General features: G+C 69.0%; 18 protein-coding genes. 5 read left to right on the top strand and 13 right to left on the bottom strand.

The genetic code is table 11. The features are described from left to right. Nucleotides 1–36: 36 nt before the first annotated feature. Genes HWX87_RS10630 through HWX87_RS10605 form a run of 6 tightly spaced genes read right to left on the bottom strand, consistent with a single transcriptional unit; the run spans nt 37 to nt 5,677 of the window. Nucleotides 37–1,509 (bottom strand): alginate export family protein, encoded by a 1,473-nt coding sequence (locus HWX87_RS10630; RefSeq protein WP_176047098.1) that lies wholly within the window; start codon nt 1,507–1,509, stop codon nt 37–39. Then, nucleotides 1,506–2,201 (bottom strand): YoaK family protein, encoded by a 696-nt coding sequence (locus tag HWX87_RS10625; protein ID WP_176047097.1) that lies wholly within the window; start codon nt 2,199–2,201, stop codon nt 1,506–1,508. Before HWX87_RS10625 ends, HWX87_RS10630 begins: the two co-directional genes overlap by 4 nt. Further along, on the bottom strand, nt 2,198–3,115 hold the full coding sequence (locus HWX87_RS10620) for a glyoxalase (RefSeq protein WP_176047096.1): 918 nt from the start codon (nt 3,113–3,115) through the stop codon (nt 2,198–2,200). Before HWX87_RS10620 ends, HWX87_RS10625 begins: the two co-directional genes overlap by 4 nt. Nucleotides 3,116–3,141: 26 nt before the next feature. After that, on the bottom strand, nt 3,142–3,603 hold the full coding sequence (locus HWX87_RS10615; protein WP_244137653.1) for a DoxX family protein: 462 nt from the start codon (nt 3,601–3,603) through the stop codon (nt 3,142–3,144). A gap of 1 nt (nt 3,604) precedes the next feature. Further along, a complete protein-coding gene (locus HWX87_RS10610; protein WP_176047094.1) occupies nt 3,605–5,491 on the bottom strand; it encodes an amidohydrolase in 1,887 nt (628 codons plus the stop codon). A gap of 18 nt (nt 5,492–5,509) precedes the next feature. Further along, the gene (locus HWX87_RS10605; protein WP_043182444.1) at nt 5,510–5,677 is read right to left on the bottom strand and encodes a DUF1427 family protein; all 168 of its coding nucleotides are present in this window, start codon (nt 5,675–5,677) and stop codon (nt 5,510–5,512) included. A 98-nt stretch (nt 5,678–5,775) separates the two neighbouring features. Here HWX87_RS10605 and HWX87_RS10600 point away from each other — a divergent pair, with 98 nt between their 5' ends. Next, on the top strand, nt 5,776–6,699 hold the full coding sequence (locus HWX87_RS10600; RefSeq protein WP_176047093.1) for a LysR family transcriptional regulator: 924 nt from the start codon (nt 5,776–5,778) through the stop codon (nt 6,697–6,699). Between the two features lie 63 nt (nt 6,700–6,762). Here the strand turns inward: HWX87_RS10600 and HWX87_RS10595 are convergent, their stop codons facing one another. Further along, entirely contained in the window at nt 6,763–7,449 is a 687-nt protein-coding gene (locus HWX87_RS10595) for a hydrolase (protein ID WP_176047092.1), read from the bottom strand. A gap of 276 nt (nt 7,450–7,725) precedes the next feature. Between HWX87_RS10595 and HWX87_RS10590 the strand changes: the two genes are divergently transcribed. From HWX87_RS10590 to HWX87_RS10575, 4 genes are read left to right on the top strand one after another with little or no spacing between them, the layout of a single operon-like run. After that, nucleotides 7,726–7,986, top strand: coding sequence for a XapX domain-containing protein (locus HWX87_RS10590; protein WP_176047163.1), 261 nt, complete (start codon nt 7,726–7,728; stop codon nt 7,984–7,986). 10 nt (nt 7,987–7,996) lie between these two features. After that, nucleotides 7,997–9,577, top strand: a complete 1,581-nt coding sequence (locus tag HWX87_RS10585; RefSeq protein ID WP_176047091.1) for a sodium:proton antiporter — start codon at nt 7,997–7,999, stop codon at nt 9,575–9,577. Nucleotides 9,578–9,623: 46 nt separating this feature from the next. Beyond that, nucleotides 9,624–10,016, top strand: a complete 393-nt coding sequence (locus HWX87_RS10580) for an OsmC family protein (RefSeq protein WP_176047090.1) — start codon at nt 9,624–9,626, stop codon at nt 10,014–10,016. 32 nt (nt 10,017–10,048) lie between these two features. Next, nucleotides 10,049–10,933: a pirin family protein gene (locus HWX87_RS10575; protein WP_176047089.1), complete on the top strand. Its 885-nt coding sequence runs from the start codon at nt 10,049–10,051 to the stop codon at nt 10,931–10,933. A 67-nt stretch (nt 10,934–11,000) separates the two neighbouring features. Here HWX87_RS10575 and HWX87_RS10570 read toward each other — a convergent pair whose 3' ends face one another. The 6 genes from HWX87_RS10570 to bcsE are packed head-to-tail and all read right to left on the bottom strand — an operon-like array spanning nt 11,001 to nt 18,232. Continuing rightward, entirely contained in the window at nt 11,001–11,198 is a 198-nt protein-coding gene (locus HWX87_RS10570; protein WP_176047088.1) for a hypothetical protein, read from the bottom strand. After that, nucleotides 11,180–12,736, bottom strand: coding sequence for a cellulose biosynthesis protein BcsG (bcsG, locus tag HWX87_RS10565; protein ID WP_176047087.1), 1,557 nt, complete (start codon nt 12,734–12,736; stop codon nt 11,180–11,182). Before bcsG ends, HWX87_RS10570 begins: the two co-directional genes overlap by 19 nt. 27 nt (nt 12,737–12,763) lie before the next feature. After that, the gene (gene bcsA / locus HWX87_RS10560; protein WP_176047086.1) at nt 12,764–15,301 is read right to left on the bottom strand and encodes a UDP-forming cellulose synthase catalytic subunit; all 2,538 of its coding nucleotides are present in this window, start codon (nt 15,299–15,301) and stop codon (nt 12,764–12,766) included. After that, nucleotides 15,298–16,077 carry a cellulose biosynthesis protein BcsQ gene (gene bcsQ / locus HWX87_RS10555; RefSeq protein ID WP_176047085.1) on the bottom strand — a complete coding sequence of 260 codons (780 nt, stop codon included), beginning with the start codon at nt 16,075–16,077 and terminating at the stop codon, nt 15,298–15,300. The genes bcsA and bcsQ overlap by 4 nt, the downstream gene beginning before the upstream one ends. Further along, complete coding sequence (locus HWX87_RS10550) at nt 16,074–16,283, bottom strand: hypothetical protein (protein ID WP_176047084.1); 210 nt, start codon at nt 16,281–16,283, stop codon at nt 16,074–16,076. Before HWX87_RS10550 ends, bcsQ begins: the two co-directional genes overlap by 4 nt. Continuing rightward, nucleotides 16,280–18,232 carry a cellulose biosynthesis protein BcsE gene (gene bcsE, locus HWX87_RS10545; protein ID WP_176047083.1) on the bottom strand — a complete coding sequence of 651 codons (1,953 nt, stop codon included), beginning with the start codon at nt 18,230–18,232 and terminating at the stop codon, nt 16,280–16,282. The genes HWX87_RS10550 and bcsE overlap by 4 nt, the downstream gene beginning before the upstream one ends. Nucleotides 18,233–18,320 lie beyond the last annotated feature (88 nt).

The raw sequence follows: 18,320 nt of genomic DNA, 5'->3' as shown, positions 1-18,320 counted from the left end.
TCCTGGCCGCCCTTTTTTCATCGGTACGCGCGTGTGTTACCAGCCGTACTTCAGCTCGACGCCGACGTAATCGGCGTTGTGCCCGCCCGCCTGCCGGATCGCATCGCCGACCTGGAAATGCACGGCCTCGACCGCACCGATCAGGTTCGCGGCGATCGTCCAGTCCGCACGCAGCTGCACGTACATCCCCGTCCACAACCCGCCCTTGCCTGCCGTGCCCGGTACGACCGCGTTGCCCTGCTGGTAGACCGCGTCGCCGGTCGTCTCGCGCCACTGGAAACCGAGCGCGCCGAGCAGCGACAGGTTCGGCGACGGCTTCAGCGTCACGGACGGCTTCACGTGGATCAGGTTCGAGTAGCCCGTGAAGCCCGCCAGCGTGAAGTAATAGCCGTTCGGAAACAGCGGATTGAAGGTGCCGACGCGGCCGTCGTGCGGATGCCGGTCGCCCGACGCCGCATCGACCTGCAGTGCGACGCGCGGCGACCACGGCGCGTCGAGCCGGTAGCCGGCGATCGAGCCCACCGCCCATGCCCGGATCGAGCTGCTGCCGACCGTGCCCGTCTGCAACATCGTTTCGAGGTCCCAGTCGAAGCGGCCCTGCGTACCGGTATAACGCAGGTCCCATACGTCGCGCCGCTCGGCGCCGCTCGCATCGAGAAAGCGCGCGTTGCTGCGGTTGTAGCGCGACCAGTAGCCCGACAGGTCGCCGGGCCCGACCGACTGCCGCTCGACGCGCACGCCGCTGAACGTGAGATCGCGGTTCGACACGTCGTCGAACGCGGACACGGTGCGGTTCTGCACCGGCTGCGTCGCGTATCCGATGAAGCGCCACTTCTGGTACTCGTAGTCGGCCCACACCGCATCGAACGCCTGCCGCACGTTCGGGCCGTCGCGCGCGGCGATGAAGCGCTGCAAGTCGAATGCCATCTCCTGGCGGCCGACGCGGAACTTGAACGTGCCGCCGCCGAGCGCACCCGTGTAGGTCGCGAACGCCTGTTCGAGATCGAGCGGGTTCTTGTCGACCGGCGTGATCGTGTTCTTGCCGAATGCGCGGTCGTCCTGCAACTGCACGAAGAATTGCCAGTGCTGGCCGAGATGCGCGTCGGCATGCACTTCGACGCGCTGGATCAGGTAGGTATCCGATTGCGCGGAGCCGATGCCGAACAGCGGCGCGTCGTTGGTCTCGAGGCGCTCGCGCAGGTTCACGCCGAGCGACAGATAGGAGGCCGGATCGTTGCCGAGCGGGATGTATTTCAACCCGTCGAGCGGCGCGCGCGGCACGCATGGATTCGCGAGTACCGACCAGTCTTCCTGCCAGCGGTTGAACAGCACGGTCGGCCGCTTGGCCGTGCAGGTCGCGGCAGGCGCGCCGTCGGCGGCCGCCGGTGGCGCCGCGGTTTCCGCATATGCCGCATCGGCGCCCGCGAGCAGCAGTCCCGCGAAGACCGACACACGAGCCGCACGATCGAAGCTGCGCACGCGATGTCTTCGTTCCCGCCACTGGCTCATGCGTGCTCCTGCTTGACGGTGTCGGCCGCTTGCGACGCGCACAGCGCGAGCGCCGCCAACGCGCAGACGGGCGCGAGCAGCGCCAGGAACCCGACGTGGCGGAACCCGAGCGCACCGCCCGCCGCGCCGAGCGCGAATGCGACGATCGCCGGCAGCATCTTCGCGAAGCGCGCGCGTGCGGCCGCGCGCACGCTGTCGGCCGTGCCGGGAGACAACATGTCGACGACGTCGAGGATCGCCTGCGTGACGTTGCCGGTCATCACTGTGTTCGGCACACCGGCGCGCGGGATCACGCGCGGATGCGCGTTCTGCACGCCCATCGCGAACGTGCCGACGATGCCGGCCACGAGCGCCGGCAGGCTGTCGGGCTGCGTGACGGGCGTCGCCCACACGCCGGCCGCGCAAAAGCCGAGCAGCAGCACGGCCTGCACCGCATGCAGCGCCCGCGTACCCTGCCACGCGGGCCGCGCGGACATCGACCGCGCGATCAGGCTGCTCGCGATCACACCGCACACGAACGCGGGAAACACGCTGAGCTTCAGCACGACACCCTGGCCGAAACCCGCGATGCCCGCGCCGATCAGCACGAAGTTGCCCGTCACGTGCGCGGTGAACAGCCCGAACAGCGCGACGAAGCTCAGCGTGTCGACGAAGCCGGCCACCGCGGCTAGGATCGTGTCCTCGTGCTTCATCGCGCCGCGCCCGCGTGGATCTCGGCGACGTAGCCGCCCGGGAACTGCACGAGCGCCGCGTCGCGGCCGTCCGACGTGAACGCCGGCACGAGCACCGTCACGCCCGCGGCCTGCGCCTTCTTCAACGTCCCGGCGAGATCGGCCACTTCGTAGCCGGTCATCTCGCGGCCGAACGGGTAAGGCAGATGGCCGTCGGTGGCGAGTACCGTCATCTTGCCGAAGCCCGATTCGATTCGGATGCGGCGGTACGTGTCGTTCGGCCGGCCAATCTCGACACCCGGGGCGTTGCGCACGTCGGACACGACCTTGCCGTGCGAGAACGCGACGAAGTCGCGTACGAGCTTGTCGGCGCTTTCCGGCGACACGTACACGCGGTTCTCGGGCACCGTCTCCAGCGCGTCATAGCGCGGCGCTTCGGTATGCCAGTACAGCTGCATGTTCACGCCGCCCGACCAGCGGATGATCGCGTCGCGGCCGATCGGATCGGGGAACGTGTCGACGACCACGTCCGCACCGTGCGCGCGTGCCGACTTCATCGCGACGTCGAGATCGGTGACGAGATAACCGGTGCGCTCCGCGCAGAACGGATACGGGATCGGCGTCTTGAAGCCGAACACCGAGATCGTCCCGACCGGCGTGAGCACGAGCTGCGACATCGTCTGGCTCGGCGTGGGCGTGACCTGGAACACGCCCTGCTTCGACTTCTTGCCGCCGAACGTCGCGACGAAGCTGTCGGTGAAGCGGTCGAAATCGTCGGGCGGCACGCACACGTGCGTCGTGTCGTACTGCGGGCCGACCGCCACGGCCGGCGTCGCGACGGCCTTCGTGACCGGCGTCTTCGCGAACGCGACAGGCGCGATGGCGAGACCGCCCGCGATTATTGCGGCGAGCAACACGGAACGAATGGTTTTCATGAAGGGTTTTCCTGGTTGTTTCATCGTCATCGAGTGGTGCGGCCGTCACCGGCCGCGTGCTTCGTATCGGCGAGCAGCGTCGCGAGCACGAGTGCCGCGATCAGTCCGAGATGCTCGAAAAAGCTGTTGAGCGCCATGAAATGCTCGGCGCCCGTGCGGTTCCAGAAATCGTTCGCGACCGCCATCGCGACCAGCGTCAGCATGCCGAGGCTGCCGGCACCGAGCCACGTGAAACGGTTGAACGCCACGCACAGCGAGCCGGCGATCTCGACCACGATCGCGAGCGCCGCCCACAGCGCGGCCGGCTGCAAGCCGAAATGCGCCTGCTCCGCGACCGCGCCGCCGAAGTCCAGCGCCTTCGCGATGCCGCCGATCAGGTACGCGGACACCAGCGCCAAGCGCACGAACGGCAGGACCCACGGCTGCGCGAGCAGCGCGCGGACCCATGCCGGATTGCCGACGCCGCCGGGGTTGGTCGGGGCCGCCACGTCAGACCGCCCAGCACGAACAGCCGAACGCGCCCCAGAAGCCCTTCGCATCCGACGTCGGCAACGCACGGCTCCACGCACCCGCATGCGCATGCCCGTGCACGTTGCACGCGCTCGAACAGCCGCATGCAGCGGCGGCTGCACGCTGCAGCGGCGCGCCGTTGCGTTGCGTCGCACCCCAGCCGCCATAACCGCCGTATTCGCGCACCGGCGACCAGTCAGGCATCGCGGGCGGAATCGGCGCGTCGTGCGACGCGAACGGCCCCGCGCCCCATACGATCCTTCCACCGACCACCGTCAGCAACGCGGACGTGTCCACGATATCGTCCTCAGCGCATGTGAAGAAATCGCGATCCGGGACCATCAGGTCGGCAAGCTGCCCGACCGCGATCCGCCCTTTCTTGCCCTCCTCGTTCGAGAACCACGTCACGTACTCGGTCCACATGCGCAGCGCGGTCTCGCGATCGAGCAGGTTGCGCTGCGGATACATCCGCAAGCCGCCGACCGTCTTGCCCGTCACGAGCCACGCGAGCGACACCCATGGGTTGTACGACGCGACGCGCGTCGCGTCCGTACCAGCCGACACCTTGAGCCCCTTGTCGAGCATCTTCGCGACGGGCGGCGTCGCCTCGGCCGCCTTCGCGCCGTAACGCTCGACGAAGTACTCGCCCTGGTACGCCATCCGGTGCTGCACCGCAATGCCGCCGCCGAGTGCGGCGATCCGGTCCATCGATTGTTCGGAGACCGTTTCTGCATGATCGAAGAACCAGTTCAGCCCGTCGAGCGGAATATCGCGGTTCACCTTCTCGAACACGTCGAGCGCGCGGCTGATCGTTTCGTCGTAGGTCGCATGCATGCGCCACGGCCAGCGGTTCTGCGCGAGCACGCGCACGACACCTTCGAGATCGTCTTCCATCTGTGCGGGCAAGTCCGGCCGCGCGACGCGAAAGTCCTCGAAGTCGGCCGCCGAAAACACCAGCATCTCGCCCGCGCCGTTGTGGCGGAAGTAGTCGGTGCCGTCGTGATACGTGACGCTCTTCGTCCAGTTCACGAAGTCTTCCTTCTCCGCGTTCGGCTTCTGCGTGAACAGGTTGTATGCGATCCGCACAGTCATCTCGCCTGCATCGTGCAGCTTGCGGATCACCTCGTAGTCGTCGGGATAGTTCTGCGAGCCACCGCCCGCATCGATCACCCCGGTCACGCCGAGCCGGTTCAGCTCGCGCATGAAGTGGCGCGTCGAGTTGTACTGGTAGTCGAACGGCAGTTTCGGCCCTTTCGCGAGCGTCGCATAGAGGATCGTCGCGTTCGGATTCGCGAGCAGCAGCCCGGTCGGGTTGCCTGCCGCGTCGCGCAGGATCGTGCCGCCCGGCGGCTCGGGCGTGTCCTTCGTGTAGCCGACCACGCGCAGCGCGGCCGCGTTCAACAGCGCGCGGTCGTACAGGTGCAGGATGAACACGGGCGTGTCTGGCGCCGCCGCGTTGAGTTCGTCGATCGTCGGCAGGCGCTTCTCGGCGAACTGGTGTTCGGTGAAGCCGCCGACCACGCGCACCCATTGCGGCGCGGGCGTGATGGCGACCTGGCGTTTCAGCATCTCCATCGCGACCGCGAGCGAACGCACGCCGTCCCAGCGCAGTTCGAGGTTGTAGTTCAGGCCGCCGCGAATCACGTGCGTGTGGTTGTCGATCAGGCCCGGCAGCACGGTGCGGCCGTCGAGATCGACGACCTTCGTCGCGCGGCCCGCGAGCGGCACGATGTCCGCGTTGCCGCCGACCGCGACGAAGCGGCCGTCCTTGATCGCGACGGCGGTCGCGACCGGGTTCGCACGATCGAGCGTCGTGATGCGCCCGTTGTGCAGGATGAGATCGGGTTGAGTATCGGTTGCGCTCATGAAGTGTCCTCGATGCGGTCAGAAGCCGAGCCAGTGACGGACCGGCGCGATCGCCTGTGCGCCGATCAGCATGCCGGCCAGGCCGACGAGCGCGATCAGCGGCGGTGCCGGCGAGCGCACCTTGATCACGCTGTATACGACGCCGATCAGCACGCCGGCGCCCAACGAAAGTAGATAAGATTCCATAACGATTTTTCTCCCGGCCGGATTAGAATCACCTGCATCGCGCACGCGCCCTCGCGGCACGTCGCATCCGTTTCGCTTCCCTGCCATCCATTCCGACCATGCAACACCTTCCTGATCTCGAAGCCTGGGCCATCTTTGCGCGCGTCGCGGAGACCGGTTCGTTCGCGAAAGCCGCCGACCTGCTCGGCGTGTCGCAACCGACCGTGTCGAAAGCGATCGCGCGCCTCGAAAAACGTCTCGGTGCGATGCTGCTGTACCGCACGTCGCGCAAGCTGTCCCTCACACCGACCGGCGAACTGCTGCGCGACCGCGCGATCCGCCTGCTCGCCGACGCCGAGCTGATCGAGAACGAGGCGTCCGCACAGGCGCTCGAACCGCACGGCCTCGTGCGCGTGAATGCGCCGATGTCGTTCGGGCTGCGCCACCTTTCGCCGGTGCTGCCCGCGTTTCTCGAGCGCTATCCGCGCGTCGACATCGACCTCGTGCTCACCGATCACATCGTCGACATCGTGTCCGGCGGCTTCGACGTCGCGATCCGCATCGCCGAACTCAACGATTCGTCGCTGCGCTCGCGTCGCCTCTGCGCAGTGCGCCGGCCGCTCGTCGCGGCACCGGCTTACCTCGACCGGCGCGGCCGTCCTGCGCACCCGCGCGACATCGAACAGCACGTGTGCCTCACCTACACGAACCTGCCGACGCCTGAGCACTGGCGCTTCCGCCACCCGGCCTCGGGCGACGAAGTCGGTGTGTCCGTGCACGGACGCATCCGCACCAACAACGCGGACGTGATCCTTCCCGCGCTCGTCGCCGGTCACGGCCTTGCACTGCAGCCCGAATTCCTCGTGTGGGAAGCGATGCAACGCGGCGAGCTCGAGGAAGTGATGAACGACTGGAAGATCGCGGACATCAACGTGAACCTCGTCACGCCGCCCGGCATGCTGCGCGCCGCGCGCGTGACGGTGTTGCTCGACTTCCTCGCTGAGCACTTCGCGCACGCACCGTGGGCGCTGCCCATCACCTGACCGCGCGATGGCCGATGGCAGGCGATCGCCGCATCCCGCGCGACGATCGCAGCCGGCGGCCCGTTACTTCGCCGGGACTGCCGCGACCGACTCGTGCGGCGTCGCGGTGCGCTGCGCAGCCTTGTGGACCATCGTGTAGGCGTAGTCGACACCCATCCCGTACGCACCCGAGTGCTCGCGCACGAGCGACATCACCGCGTCGTACGTATCGCGGCGCGCCCAGTCGCGCTGCCACTCGAGCACGACCTGCTGCCACGTAACGGGCACGACACCGGCCTGCACCATCCGCTGCATCGCAAAGTCGTGCGCGGCCTGCGACGTGCCGCCCGATGCGTCGGCCACCATGTAGATCTCGTAGTCGCCCTCGAGCATCGCGCACAGCGCGAACGTCGTATTGCAAACCTCCGTCCACAGGCCCGAGACGATCACCTTCTTGCGGCCGTTCGCGGCGAGCGCATCACGTACCTTCTGGTCGTCCCACGAGTTCATCGACGTGCGTTCGAGCAGCTTCTGGTTCGGGAACACGTCGAGCAGCTCGGGGAACGTATGGCCGGAGAAGCTCTCGGTCTCGACCGTCGTGATCGTGGTCGGAATGTTGAACGCCTTCGCGGCCTTCGCGAGCCCGACGACGTTGTTCTTCAGCGTCTGGCGATCGATCGACTGCACGCCGAATGCCATCTGCGGCTGCTGGTCGATGAAGATCAGCTGGCTGTTCTGCGGCGTCAGTACTTCAAGTTTCGGATTGCTCATGGCGCAAGGTGTCCTGTGAACGAAAAAAGGGGGGCCTGCCTCGACCGTGAAAACGGGAGGAGCCGGAGGTACGTCGGTGCCGGATCGTCATCCGGCTCGAAATATTTAAGCCGCAAACGCGCGGCGCGAACATCCAAGAAATGGAATCGATCCGATTCCGGAATCGATGCCCGATCGGGGCTACCCGCCCTTTTTTTCTTCACGCAAACCCGATACGCTTTCAAGACCTTGACGACACGCACCGCGTCGCTCGTCGGCCATCACCGGATGCTCACCATGAAACCGTATTTCCTGTCGCTGCTCGCCGGCATCCTCGCCGGTGTCATCTATGGCGCGCTCGGCGTGAATTCGCCGGCGCCGCCGATCATCGCGCTCGTCGGCCTGCTCGGCATGCTGGCCGGCGAGCAGATCCTGCCGCTCGCGCGCCGGATGCTGGCCGGCTACCGGCTGAACACCGCATGGCGCGACGCGCAGTGCAGCCAGCACATGTTCGGCACGCTGCCGGGCGGTGCCGCAAACGACCGCAAGCCGTCGTGACGCAAGGCTCATGAGCAACGTCGAACTGTTTCATTACCTGCTGCTGTTGATCTGCGGCGCAGGCGCGCTCACGTGGCTCGCGGAACGCATCTCGATTCCGCCGGCCGTCGTGCTGCTGCTCGGCGGCTGCGTGGTCGCGATCGCCGGCAAGCGCGTGCCCGACATGGACCCGGCGCTGCTGCTCGCGGCCGTGCTGCCGCCGCTGCTGATGTCGAGCGGGTTCTACACCGCGTGGAAGGAATTCCGCCAGGAGCTCGCATCGATCGCGTCGCTCGCGCTCGGCGCGGTGGCGTTCACGACCGTCGCGGTCGCGGTGGCCGTGCATGCGGCCAACCCGTCGCTGCCGTGGGCCGCGTGCTTCACGCTCGGCGCGATCGTGTCGCCGCCCGACGCGGTCGCCGCGAAGGCGATCCTGCAACGCCATCCGCTGCCCGCGCGGCTCGTCGCGGTGCTCGAAGGCGAAAGCCTCGTCAACGACGCATCGGGCCTGCTGCTGTACCAGATGGCCGTGTCGGCCGCGCTCGCCGTGTCGATCACGACCGCGAGCGCCACCGGCCTGTTCTTCTCGCTCACGCTGATCGGCATCGCGGTCGGCCTCGCCTGCGGCCATGCGATGTGCTGGGTGCTGCCGCGCCTGCGCGATCCGATGCTCGGCATCGTCGTGACCTTCGCGATGGCGTGGGGCAGCTACGGGATCGCAGAAGCCGTCGACGGTTCGGGCGTGCTGTCGGTCGTCACCTGCGGCCTGGTGCTCGGCGTGCGCCAGCATCGCGTGTTCGACGCCGACATGCGGATCAAGGCGAAGGCGACGTGGGAGGCGATCGTGTTCGTGCTCGACGCGCTCGTGTTCATCCTGATCGGTCTCGCGCTGCACGCGATCCTCGCACGCGTGAACCACGAAGGCGCGGTGCTGATGGCCGGCCTGCGCGTCGCGCTGCCCGCGACGGCCGCCGCGATCGGCGCGCGCGTCGTGTGGGTGTTCGTCGCGATGTGGCTGCCGGGCCGCCTGCGCGCGCCGCGCGCGGGCCACGCGCCGTGGTCGTGGCGCGAGGCCGTCGTGCTCGGCTGGTCGGGCATGCGCGGCGTCGTGAGCCTCGCGGCCGCGATCGCGCTGCCGAGCAACTTCCCCGGCCGCGACCTGATCCTGTTCAGCACGTTCCTGCTAATCATCGCGACACTGGTCGTGCAGGGCGGCACGCTCGCGCCGCTGATCCGCGTGCTGAAGCTGCGGCCGGCCGCGCGTCACACGATGTCCGAGCACGCGGTGCGCGCGCAGACGTTCGGTGCGGCGCTCGCCGAACTCGATGCGCGCGAGCAGCGCGGATCGGATCTCGAACGCCAGTCGCTCGACCGCCTGCTCGCCGAATACCGCAACCGCGTCACGTTCAACGAACGCGCGCACCGGCAAGGCGCCGAACCGGCCCGCGTGCGTGCGCGCATGCTGCGCGTCGAGCTCGAACTCGTCGGCGTGTCGCGCCAGGCGCTGCTCGACCTGCATCGCGACGGCAAGGTCGACGACACGGTGCTGCACCGGATCGAATCGGAGCTCGATTTCGAGGAACTGCGGCTGCAGCGCCTGCTCGAACCGTAATGCCCGGCCACGCCGCCGGCCCTCCCCCTTTTTCCATGGATCTGCAATGAGCGAACTGTCCGTCGAAGCGAGCATCGGCTCGGTCGATTACCTCGTCCACTTCACCGACGGCGTCCACCAGTGGCGTGCCGACGAACCGGCGTCGCTCGGCGGCGGCGATGCGGCACCGACGCCCGTCGCACTGCTGCTGTCGAGCCTCGGCGCGTGCACCGCGATCACGCTGAAGATGTATGCGCAACGCAAGGGCTGGCCGCTCGCCGAAGTGCACGTGAAGCTCGCGCACGAATCGGGCAGCGCGGGCAGCACGATCGTGCGCCGCATCACGCTCGACGGCGACCTGACCGGCGAGCAGCGCGAGCGCCTGCTGCAGATCGCGAATGCGTGCCCGGTTCACAAGATCCTCACGCATCCGATCACGATCGACACGGCGATCGCCTGACGCTTTCCGCATCGACCACGAGAATCCCCACCATGTCCGCATCGATCAAGACCCTGCTCACGCCGCGCGAAAGCGACATCGGCAACCTCGTCGTGCGCCGCGTGCTCCCCGCGCGCGCCGCGCGCCTCGTCGGCCCGTTCATCTTCTTCGACGAGATGGGCCCGGCCGTGCTGCCGGCCGGCCGCGGTATCGACGTGCTGCCGCATCCGCACATCGGGCTCGCGACCGTCACCTACCTGTTCGACGGCTCGCTGATGCATCACGACAGCCTCGGCTTCCGGCAGAAGATCGTGCCGGGCGACGTGAACTGGATGACGGCCGGCCGCGGCATCGTGCATTCGGAACGCTCGCCCGACGAAGACCGCCCGCACGATCAGCCGGTCCACGGGATCCAGACCTGGGTCGCGCTGCCGGTCGAGCATGAAGACACCACGCCCGCGTTCGTTCACCACGCGGCCGACACGCTGCCGTCGTTCACACGCGACGGCGCGAACGTGCGCGTGATCGCAGGCACCGCGTTCGGGCTGACGTCGCCGGTCGCCGTGTTCTCGCCGACGCTCTACGCGTACGCGGAATTCACGCCGGGCGGACAACTCGCGCTCGATGCAGAACACGACGAGCGCGGCGTGTATCTCGTCGACGGCGATCTCACCGTCGACGGCACGCCACTCGCCCCCGCGACGATGGCCGTGCTTGAACCGGGCGCGACCGTGGCGCTCGCCAGCGCGAACGGCGCGCGCGTGATGCTGCTCGGCGGCGCACACCTGCCGGGCGAGCGGTTCATCGAATGGAATTTCGTGTCGAGCGCGCGCGCGAAGATCGACGCAGCGCGGGCCGCGTGGGCCGATCAGACGTTCGGCAAGGTGCCGGGCGAAGAAAACGAATGGACGCGCCAGCCGGAGCGCAAGGCGCACTAGGCAATAGGCAATAGGCAGATCGCCCGCAACGACGCGACGGCCGGCATGCATGCCGGCCGTCGTGCGTTTACGGCTTCAATCCCATCAACTTCGCGAGCGTCGGCCAGCGGTCGAGCGACTCGATGAACGCGCGGCGCGCCTGTTCGTCGACGTAACGTTCGGGATCGAGCGCGGGCAGATGCCGCGCGAGACCGCGCACGTCGTTCGGCTGCGACAGGCGATCGCCGTCGCCATCGCTCGGGAGAATTACTGTTCGTCGATCCATACGCCGTCCGGAGTTTTCACCGCGTAGCCCGCGGCCGTCTGCATCATCACCGTGCCTTCGTTCTCGCCGACCATCCGCGTGCGCGGCAGGTCCGCCGCGTATTGCGCGAGCGTCGTGCCCGGCTTGAACGGGCTGTTCGACACCAGGTTCGACATCAACTGCGACAGCGCGAGGAAGCTGGCCGGCTGGTCGATCACGGTCGTCGCGCCGTGGTTGCCCGCGAAGCCGACGAGCCGCACGCCGACCGGCCCGTGCACGACGCGCGGCGTCGGGATTTCGCGCAGGCCCGCGACCTGGTTCTTGTCGCCGCGCAGCGCGGCGCCGTGCTCGGGCACGAACACGATCACCGCGCGGCGGCCCGACTGCGCGATCAGGTCGGCGAGCCGGTCGAAATCGTTCATCAGCTTCGTCGCGCGCTGCGGATACGAGTCGATGCTCGTCAGCGAACTGCCGACGACCCGGTTGCCGTCATGCAGGCTGATCGTGTTGTAGTACAGCGCGACCGGCCCCGGCACCGACGCGCGCTGCGCGTACCAGTTCGCGAGCGTCGAATAGTCGTCCTTGATCGCCGAGCCGTCGAACGCATGCATCGCGACGGGTGCGGCCGCGTTCGAGATCATCGGCGCATCGGCCACGCCGATGTTGTCGTGGATCACCTGCAGGAAGTTGTCGAAATGGCCGTCGTGGTTCAGCAGCGACTGCACCGAGTAGCCGGCGCGCGCCAGTTGCGAGAACAGGTAGCACTGCTGCTGCGCGGGCTTGTACAGGTCGGCATGCGCCTCCTGTCCGCAGCTCGCGCGCAGCACGCGGATCGCCGCCGGGCCGCTGTAGCTCGCGGCCGTGCTGAAGTTCGTGAACAGGTAGTCGAAGTGGTTCAGCATCGGATGGTTGCGCACCTTCGCCGCATCGAGGTCGTCCCACGACAGCGAGCAGACGTGCAGCACGATCACGTCGAACTGCGCGGCCGGATCGTTGCCGAGATGGCCGAACGCGACCTGCCGCTGCGACTCCTGGGTGCGGAACGTCGCGAGCGCCGCGTTGTGGTCCTCGGGCTGGCCGGCGCGCGTGGCGTCCGTGACGTTCGCCTGCTGCTGGGCCGGCGCGACGACGCACGCCATCAACCCGCTGCCGGCCTGCCACAACGGCATCACGATCAGCACGGCCATCACGAACGTCGCGACGCGCAGCCAGCGGTTGACGATGAAATAGACGATCAGCGCGCCGACGACCGTCAATACCAGCAACGGCGGCAGCAGGCGCGGCAGCAGCTCCATCCAGTAGTCGAGGCGGAACGTGCTCACTTCGCGCGCGGCGTCGACGAGCCGCGCGAGCGGCGGCGCATGCATCTCGCGCGCGAGCAGCGGCACCGCGATCGCGATCGCCACGACCTGCCGGACGATGCGCCACGCGCGCTGCCGGACCGGCGCGCTCGCCACGAGCGCCACCGCGAACGCGAGGTTCGCGAGCCAGAACGGCTGCAGGTGCCCGGTCGCGAACAGCGCGAACTTCAGGATGAAATACAGATTCCAGAACGTCATCTAACCCACTCCATGATGAGCGCCGCGTCAGTCGCGCGCCCGATCGAGTTTCGGCGCCAGCATGGCCTGCAGGCCGCGCGCCGCACTCTTCCACATTCGGACATTGCCGTCCAGGCCGATGCGCAACACTTCCTTCAGCCCGCCGAGCGGCGTGTCGAGGCGTTCGCCCTCGTGCCAGTCGAGCCACGCATCCGCGCGGCCGAACGTGCACTGCACGAGCTGGCGCTCCTGTTCGAGCGTCAGTTCCTCGAAGCTCACGCCGACATGCATCGGCGTCACGCGGGTCACGCGCACCGGGAACGGGAACGCGCGATCGCCGCGCGTCACGCACACCGTCAGCGTGTCGCCGACGGCGAGCGGAAGCCCCGGCACCGCTTCGAGGCCGAGGCCGCCGGTCGAGTAGTCGCTCGTGAAGCATGCGGCCGTCGACCCGTCGGCCAGCAGCAGCATGGCCGGCACGCGCATCGCGATCCGGTGCGTGACGCGCACCTGCTTGGTCTCGCGCGCGACGGCCAGCGCCGCGCCGAGCATCGCGAGGTTGTACACGGTCCAGCCGAGCGTGATCAGGATCGTCGACGCCTCGTCGCCCTGGTCGGCCACCAGCCGCCACAGGCCGGCGGCGATCGCGAGCACGTTCAGCCCGAACAGCACGAGATACGGCTTCGACGTCGACCAGTCGACGTAGCCTTCGTCGATCTTGCCGCCCTTGTCGGTCACGTTGAACTTGCCGTGCTTCGGGCTGAAGAACGCGACCGTGGTCGGCAGTGCGATGTACCACGCGAGCACCGATTCGTAGACCTCGGCCCAGAACGAATGACGGTAGCGCCCCTGCATCCGCGAGTTCGCGACGTTCGCGAGCACGAGGTACGGGATCACGTAGCTCGCGAGCGCGAGCGACGACGCGTTGATGAAGTACAGGTGGAAGAACAGGTACGCGAGCGGGATCGTCAGGAACACCAGCCGTGGAATCCCGTAGAAGAAGTGCAGCATCGCGTTGCCGTAGCAGATCCGCTGGATCAAGCCGAGCCCGCGCCCGAGGAACGGATTGTCGATGCGGAAGATCTGCGCCATCCCGCGCGCCCAGCGCGTGCGCTGCTTCACGTGGCCGGCGAGGCTTTCGGTCGCGAGGCCGGCCGCCTGCACGGTCGGCAGGTACGCCGACGTATAACCGCGCCGGTGCAGCTTGAGCGCCGTGTGCGCATCCTCGGTCACGGTTTCCACCGCGACGCCGCCGACCTCTTCCAGCGCGCTGCGCTTGAGCACCGCGCACGATCCGCAGAAGAACGTCGCATTCCACAGGTCGTTGCCCGACTGCACGAGCCCGTAGAACAGGTTGCCCTCGTTCGGGATCTCGCGGAACGTGCCGAGGTTGCGCTCGAACGGATCGGGCGAGAAGAAATGGTGCGGGGTCTGCACGAGCGCGCACTTCGGATCGCGCAGGAACACGCCCATCGTCGTCTGCAGGAACGAGCGCGTCGGCACGTGATCGCAGTCGAAGATCGCGATGTATTCGCCGTGCGTCTTCGGCAGCGCGCGGTTGATGTTGCCGGCCTTCGCGTGGCGGTTGTCGTCGCGCGTCACGTAGTCGATGCCGGCCTCGCGCGCGAACGCCTCGAATTCGGGGCGCTTGCCGTCGTCGAGCAGGTACACGCGCAGCTTCGCGCTCGGCCAGTCGATGCTCTGCGCGGCGAATACCGTCGGCTTCACGACCGACAGCGGCTCGTTGTAGGTCGGGATGTAGATGTCGACGGTCGGCCAGGTGTCGGGATCGTCGGGCAGCGGCACGATCGGCCGGTCGAGCGGCCATGCGGTCTGCACGAAGCCGAGCAGCAGGATCATCCACGTATAGGCTTCGGCGCCGTACAGCAGGTAGCCGGCGATCGCCTCGACCGGGCTGCGGAAATCGAGCGTCTGCGTCGTGCGCCACCACACGTAGCGCACCGTCGCGAGCAGCGCCAGCGACGCGAGCGCGAGCGTCGGCAGATGGCCCGGCAGGCGGCGCAGCGCGAGTGCCAGCACCGCGACGATCGCGAAGAACGCGAACTGCGCGCCGGGCATCAGCGGCGACATCCCGGCCGCGGCCCAGAGCAGCGCGCCGGCCACGAGCAGCAGCGGCGCGAGCCAGCGGTGCCGGCCGACGCCATTCGCGCGTGCATCGAGCCAGCCGCCCCAGCGCACCCACGGCAGGCGTTCGAGCAGCGCGTCGATGCGCCGGCCAACCGCGCGCACGGCCACGTAAACGGGCACGACGGTCTTGTCGAACCACGCGAGCGGATCGCGCGCGGGCCGGCCATCGGCAGCGCGCGGCGCGCGCACGATTGCGCGCCACAGCCATTCGCGCGGACTGAGCGGCTGCAGCACGCCCCAGTCGTGCGCGAGCCGCAGGAACGCGACGCGCACCCAACGGCGCACGTGATCGGGCCGGCCGGGCCGCGGCGCGTGGAAGAACAGCCGCACGAGCCAGTCGACCAGCGTGCGCTCGGCCGGCAGCCCGATGCCGCGTGCGCACCAGTCGGCCACACGGCGGCCGAGCGTGCGCAGCCGCGGCGCGAACGCGGGCTTCATCGCGCCGCTCCGGTGCGGCCCGCGGCAACGGCCGTCAGCCATGCATGGACCCAGTTGGCGATGCCGTTCAGGTCGTGCGACACCTGCGAATACGGCGCGTCGTCGAAGATCCAGCTGCCGCGCGCGAGCGCTTCGGGCACCGCCGCGTCGACGTGGATCCGCTGTTCGAGCATCGATGCCGGCCCCGCGACCGCGCGCAGCATCGCGAGCGCGTCGCGCTGCATGTCGCGTGCCGGGTTCAGCCGGTTCACGACGATCTGCAGTTCGCCGGCGCCGGCCCGGAGCGCACCGAGCCGCGCGGCCGTCGTCGCGCAGGCGGTCGGCTCCGGCGGCACGACGACGAGCGTCAGGTCCGCGCGGCGAATCGCCTGCTCGGCCTGCGGCGACGGATAGCGTGCGGTGTCGACCAGCACGACGCCCTCGGCCGGCAGCGCAATCTCGTCCAGCGCGCGCGACAACCATGCGGGATCGGCCACGAGCCGCGCATCGCATGCGGCGGCATCGGCGGCATCGACTTGCCCGTACGGCACGAACAGCACGCCGTCGGCATTGCGCCACGTATGCGCATGCCACGGCTCGGCGCCGCCGAGCACGCTTTGCGCGAGACCGTGTTCGGCCAGCGTGTCGAGGCCGAGCGTCGCGCCCATCAGGTTCTGCGCATCGAATTCGACGGCGACGACCGGCCGTCCGCGGCGCGCAAGCAACACCGCGAGCGCGGCGGCAAGCGTCGTGCGGCCCGCGCCGCCGGTCGTCGACGTAATCGCGATCGTCTTCATCGCGCCGCCTTGTCGACGGCAACGGCGCCGGGCAGCAACCGGCCGCGCAACGCGACCGGCACGAGTTCGCACGGCACGGCGTCGTGCCGGTCGATCCCGCGCGGCGCATGGAAGCCGCGGCCGATGCCGAGGTGCTGCGCGATGATCCACACCGGCACCGCGATCACGATGCCGCCAAGGAAACCGATGACGAGTGCGGCAATCATGCGCGCTCCTGCTTGCGCAGCGGCATCGCGCTGCGGGTAGCGCCGCGCGCACGCGCGGCGGGAATGACGGGATGCGGCGCCGGTGCGTCGACGGCATCGGGCGCCGGCGTCGCACCGATCGCCTCGAGCGCGACGATCGCATCGATTTCATCGATCGCCTCGCTTGCTTCGGCCGGCGTCACGCCGGGATCGGCGCCCGCGGGCGGCGTGCGCACGCCGCCGGCCGGGCGCGTCGCCGCGAACAGGTCACTGTAGTCGGCGATCGGCGTGCGGCGGTTCTCGGCCTTCAGCGCGTCGAGCTCGGTGTCGATGCTGCCCTGCCCGAGGCACACGACGCGATCGGACAGCGTGTCGACCGGCACGTCGAAGATCCGCGCGAGCGCATCGTCGGCATCGACCGGTTCGCACGCGAACAGGAACACGAACAGATGTCCAGGGTCGGCCGTCACGACGTCGCCCGCGCGGCGCGGGTGGCATTGCCGCAATGCGTCGACATGCGACACGCCAGGCAGCAGCGTGATCTTCGCGAGCGTGTGCGGCAGCGCGAGCACGGCGCCGCGATCGAGCACCGCGCGAATACGCAGGCAGAACGCGCCGACCGGCAGATAGCCGAGCACCGAATCGCCGAGCGCGGCCGCGAGCGCCGCGCGATAGTCGGGCGCGACGGGCCGCGCGTAGAGCTGGCCGCGCAGCGCATGCACGGCCGCCTGCATCCGCGAGACCGGCAAATCGCGCGCGACGACACGGTTCGCGCCGACGCTCAGCACGAGCACCTCGAACTGCTGGCGCAGCACTTCGCCGCGCTCGACGACCGCGATCTTCAGCGCGCCGCCGCATTGGCGACGCAACGCATGCACGTCCGCGCACAACCCTTCGAGCTGCGCATGCGAACGGAACGCGAGCACGGCGGTCGCGGCCTGGGCATGGGCGCACGCCGCGACGACGGCCGCGTTGTCGTCGACGATTTCCCAGTCGGCAGGCACGCGATTCGTGCCGTCGAGCACCGCACGGCTGACGACGACACGATCCTCGTCGCTCGCGAGCTTCATCCGGTGCGCCGGTTCGGTCGCGCCGCCATCGACGCTCGCGGACAGCCGCCCCCCCGGCGCGAAGCGCAGCGGCCGCACTTCACCGGCCGCGAGCGTGTCGCCCGCACGCCAGAAATCGACGATCCACAGCAGTTCGCCGTGCGTGCGCTGCAACTGCGCGACGCCCGAACAGATACCGTGGAAGCCGCTGCGCGGCGTGCGGTCCGCATCGCGCACGAGCGGCGCATCGTCGGTGCGCACGTCGTCGCCCGCCCGTGCGGACTCGGGATCGAGCAGCAGCACGAGCGCGATCCGGCGCGTACGGCACCAGTCGGCCAGTGCGTGCGCTTCATCCGCGAGCGCGACCGGGTCGTCCCAGCTGAACCAGCGCTGGGCGCCTTCGACGAAATACAGCGAACGCGCGCGAAAACCGTAACGCTTCATCGCGCGCAGGCCGCCGGTCAGCCGCGCGAACGGGCCCGGCGCCGCGCGGCGCGGCGCGTCGGCGGTTGCGCGCGCGCCATCACCGTCGGCCGGCTCGGCCGCCGGCGGCATCGCCAGCACGTTCAGGTTGCGCGGCCAGCCGGCCGGCTGTGCGCCGCCTGCGAAACCGAGCGATTCCATCTGGCCGGCGACGCGTGCCGCATCGCGCGCGAGCACGACCGTCACGTCGCGCGTGCGTGCCTGTCGCGCGCTTTCCCAGACGAGCGCGTCGCACGCCGGCGTGCCGCCGGCCGCGTAGATCGCGTACAGGCCGCCCGCTTCCAGTTGCGTCCATGTGTCGGGCAGGCCGTCGATCGCGAGCCGGCTCAGCGGGCCGACGCGGCCGCCGGCCGGCCCCATGCGCAGCAGCGCGCGCAGGCGGCCCGGCAAGCCGGCGGCGCCGAGCACGGGACGGGTGGCATCGAATTCCGTATTCACGACGTTCCCCTAGGGTCTGCTTGCATATGGAACGCACATGCGTTGCCACGAGAACGGCCGCTCGCGAGGCGCGCGCCGCCGCGAATAC

This window comes from Burkholderia sp. BCC1644 (genome assembly GCF_902833225.1).
Taxonomy (GTDB): Bacteria; Pseudomonadota; Gammaproteobacteria; order Burkholderiales; family Burkholderiaceae; genus Burkholderia.
This window is presented reverse-complemented; position numbering and strand designations above follow the sequence as displayed.

Coding starts and splice junctions, on each gene's coding strand:
- HWX87_RS10630 (WP_176047098.1), bottom strand. CDS start 1,509: ATGAGCCAGTGGCGGGAACGAAGACATCGCGTGCGCAGCTTCGATCGT.
- HWX87_RS10625 (WP_176047097.1), bottom strand. CDS start 2,201: ATGAAGCACGAGGACACGATCCTAGCCGCGGTGGCCGGCTTCGTCGAC.
- HWX87_RS10620 (WP_176047096.1), bottom strand. CDS start 3,115: ATGAAAACCATTCGTTCCGTGTTGCTCGCCGCAATAATCGCGGGCGGT.
- HWX87_RS10610 (WP_176047094.1), bottom strand. CDS start 5,491: ATGAGCGCAACCGATACTCAACCCGATCTCATCCTGCACAACGGGCGC.
- HWX87_RS10605 (WP_043182444.1), bottom strand. CDS start 5,677: ATGGAATCTTATCTACTTTCGTTGGGCGCCGGCGTGCTGATCGGCGTC.
- HWX87_RS10600 (WP_176047093.1), top strand. CDS start 5,776: ATGCAACACCTTCCTGATCTCGAAGCCTGGGCCATCTTTGCGCGCGTC.
- HWX87_RS10595 (WP_176047092.1), bottom strand. CDS start 7,449: ATGAGCAATCCGAAACTTGAAGTACTGACGCCGCAGAACAGCCAGCTG.
- HWX87_RS10590 (WP_176047163.1), top strand. CDS start 7,726: ATGAAACCGTATTTCCTGTCGCTGCTCGCCGGCATCCTCGCCGGTGTC.
- HWX87_RS10585 (WP_176047091.1), top strand. CDS start 7,997: ATGAGCAACGTCGAACTGTTTCATTACCTGCTGCTGTTGATCTGCGGC.
- HWX87_RS10580 (WP_176047090.1), top strand. CDS start 9,624: ATGAGCGAACTGTCCGTCGAAGCGAGCATCGGCTCGGTCGATTACCTC.
- HWX87_RS10575 (WP_176047089.1), top strand. CDS start 10,049: ATGTCCGCATCGATCAAGACCCTGCTCACGCCGCGCGAAAGCGACATC.
- HWX87_RS10570 (WP_176047088.1), bottom strand. CDS start 11,198: ATGGATCGACGAACAGTAATTCTCCCGAGCGATGGCGACGGCGATCGC.
- bcsG (WP_176047087.1), bottom strand. CDS start 12,736: ATGACGTTCTGGAATCTGTATTTCATCCTGAAGTTCGCGCTGTTCGCG.
- bcsA (WP_176047086.1), bottom strand. CDS start 15,301: ATGAAGCCCGCGTTCGCGCCGCGGCTGCGCACGCTCGGCCGCCGTGTG.
- bcsQ (WP_176047085.1), bottom strand. CDS start 16,077: ATGAAGACGATCGCGATTACGTCGACGACCGGCGGCGCGGGCCGCACG.
- HWX87_RS10550 (WP_176047084.1), bottom strand. CDS start 16,283: ATGATTGCCGCACTCGTCATCGGTTTCCTTGGCGGCATCGTGATCGCG.